The 2,551-nt window shown below is 72.2% G+C and carries 3 protein-coding genes; all 3 read right to left on the reverse strand.

Annotated elements, in window-relative coordinates; all coding sequences use genetic code 11:
• Positions 1-373 precede the first annotated feature (373 nt).
• Positions 374-811 (reverse strand): HTH domain-containing protein, encoded by a 438-nt coding sequence (locus tag ABZ260_RS49895; protein ID WP_355563016.1) that lies wholly within the window; start codon positions 809-811, stop codon positions 374-376.
• The gene (locus ABZ260_RS49900) at positions 808-1,626 is read right to left on the reverse strand and encodes an alpha/beta hydrolase (RefSeq protein WP_355632674.1); all 819 of its coding nucleotides are present in this window, start codon (positions 1,624-1,626) and stop codon (positions 808-810) included. Before ABZ260_RS49900 ends, ABZ260_RS49895 begins: the two co-directional genes overlap by 4 nt.
• Before the next feature lie 142 nt (positions 1,627-1,768).
• Positions 1,769-2,551: tetratricopeptide repeat protein (locus ABZ260_RS49905; RefSeq protein ID WP_355632677.1), on the reverse strand; the 783-nt coding region annotated here is incomplete at its 5' end.

Below are 2,551 nucleotides of genomic sequence, written 5' to 3' on the forward strand. Positions count from 1 at the left end.
ATCAGCCTCTGGGGCCCGGAGTACATCCATCTCCTCTGCGCCTTCTTCTCGTCCTGGGCACAGGGCCGGCACGGGGTGCTGCTGCCGGAACGGCTCGCACCGGAGGCCGGGCGTGCCCGGTGCGGTGTCCATGAATCTCCACCGGGCTCCCGCACCCGCCCGGAACTCCGGCTCGAACGGTCAGGACCCGCCCGAGATCACCCCCGGCCCTGTTCGGTCAGGCGTTCATCGCCGGGTTCCCGGCGACCACCAGGTGGTCGGCCCGGCCTTCACCGTTGACGTCGGCGAACCTGACCCGGTCGTTCGGCACGCCGATTCCGCCAGTGCGGCGTTGACCACCCGAGGCGGCCCACCGTCCAGGCAGGCGAGACGGCTAGCGGCGGTGTCTGTCGAGCAACTGGCTCCCGACGTCGACATAGCCGGCGAACAGCCCGATCACGTCCTGGAGCCGGTCCTGCGCGGGGCCCGGACCCAGCAGGGCCTCACCGTCGCGCAGGGCGGCGATCAGGGTTCTGGCCCGCGCGTGGCTGGCCTCCAGCAGTGACTCGATCCCTCCGGTGGCCTCCACCAGGAGCCTGCGGCTGCCGGGCTGCGGGATCACCTTGGCGAGTCCCCAGGAGTTCAGCTGCCGCACCGCGGTGCTCACCGCGCCCTTGCTCAGGTCGAGCTCTGCGGCGATCGCGTCGAGAGAGGCCGGCTCCTCGGTCATCAGGAGCAGCCCGTAGACGCGACCGGTCGCGTGCGGGAGGTTCCATGAGGCCAGCAGGTCACCCACCGAGGTGATGAACGCGCTACGCCTGGTCGCGCTCACCGCCGTGCCCGCCCCGAGTCCGGGAGCGTACGCAGGAACGCCTCGATCGCCGCGTTCACCGCGTGCGGGTCGTCCTGGTTGGCGATGTGGCCCGCGCCGGGGATGACCACCTCCTGGACGCCTTCCGCCGCGGCCCACCCGCGCATGGCCGAGGCGATGTTGCCGGTACGGTCTCGCTCGCCGCGGATCAGGCACAGCGGCACCGGCGTACGGTAGCCGGGGTCCGGGTCGAGGAGTTCGACGGTCGCCCGCCACACCTGGACGAACTCCCGCTTCGACAGCAGGGAGAACGCCCGCCGCGCATCCGCCCGCGCGCCCTCCGTCACCGCGGAGGCCTCGGCCATCACGCCGGGAAGGCGGCCGGCCGGAATCATCGACAGGCTCGGCGCGGCCACCTTCAGCAGCAGGCGCTCCGTCCATGACAGCGGCCCGGTGTTCCACGCCGAGTCGATGACGATCAGCGCCCGGGCGAGGTCCGGATGCCGCCGGACGACCGCCTGGCCGAGGTTGCCGCCGAGGGACTGTCCCACGAGCACCGGCCGGTCGAGCGCGAGGTGCTCGATGAGCGCGCACAGGTCCGCGATCGCCTGCTCGGCGGTGAACGGAACGCCGGCCGGGCGAGAGCGGCCGTGGCCGCGCATGTCCCAGGTGACGACCCGGTATCCCCGGGCGCGCAGGTGCTCGCTCTGGGCGTCGAACATCACGTGATCGGCCCCGGCTCCGTGCGAGAACACCAGCGGCACACCGTCGCCACCGCTGTCGGCGTAGTACAGGGCACATCCCCGCAGCGGGAGCGTCGATGACATATTCACCATTTACTAAACATAGCAAACATGCCCGGTCGTGGAAGACAGTCGAGATCGCGGGCCGTCACCCCGGCCTCGCCCGCCAGGGGCCGGACCCCGGCGAGACGGCCTACAGCTGCCCGCGTGCCTCCTCGGCCTGGCGCAGGACGGCCTACAGCTGCCCGCGTGCCTCCTCGGCCTGGCGCAGGACGGCCTTCGCGCCAGTCGCCTCGGCGAGCGTGCCCGCCTCCTCGACCAGGGCGAGCGCGTCGTCGCGATGGCCCTGCGCGAGGGCGATGTAGCACAGCCCGACCAGATTCGCGGCGACGCCGGGCAGGAAGCCGAGCTCCCGGCGGAGCCGTACCGACTCCTCCAGGCGCTCCCGTGCCACCTCCAACCGGCCCGCGGTGTGTTCGGCGATGCCCAAGTGCCGGATCGCGTAGGACATCGTCATCCTGTCGCCGATCCGCGTCGCCAGCTCGTACGAGCGTTCAAGGATCGGCACCGCGGTGTCGTCGTCGCGGCGGACCACCTGGTGGAAGAGGGCGGTCCAGAGCAGCGCCTCGCCCTCGCCGCGCGAGTCGCCGAGCGTCCGGTAGAGCCGTGCCGCGCGCTCCAGGAGCGGTAGCCCTTGCGGGTCCTCGTCTCCCTCCGCGAGGGAACGCGCTTGCGCCACCTTGCCGCGGGCCAGAGCCAGGTCGGCCTCGACCGCGTCCAGTTCCCGCTCGGCCATCACCAGCGCGTCGACCTCGCCGCCGAAGATCGCGCGCTCGTGGAGCAACCCGGCCCGTTCGATCCGTTCCTCCGTACCCATCCCGGCTCCCGCCCGCTCGGATCCACGTCGAACACGGTTCAGTCTGCCACCGCGCGCCGGGCCGCCGGCAGAGCGGAACGCCGAATCCGTACGGCTCTCCGAGCGGCTGGGGAGGTCCGGCGCCTCGCCCGGAGGACTCGC

Origin of the sequence: Streptosporangium sp. NPDC006013, assembly GCF_040614275.1 — a bacterium.
GTDB lineage: Bacteria > Actinomycetota > Actinomycetes > Streptosporangiales > Streptosporangiaceae > Streptosporangium.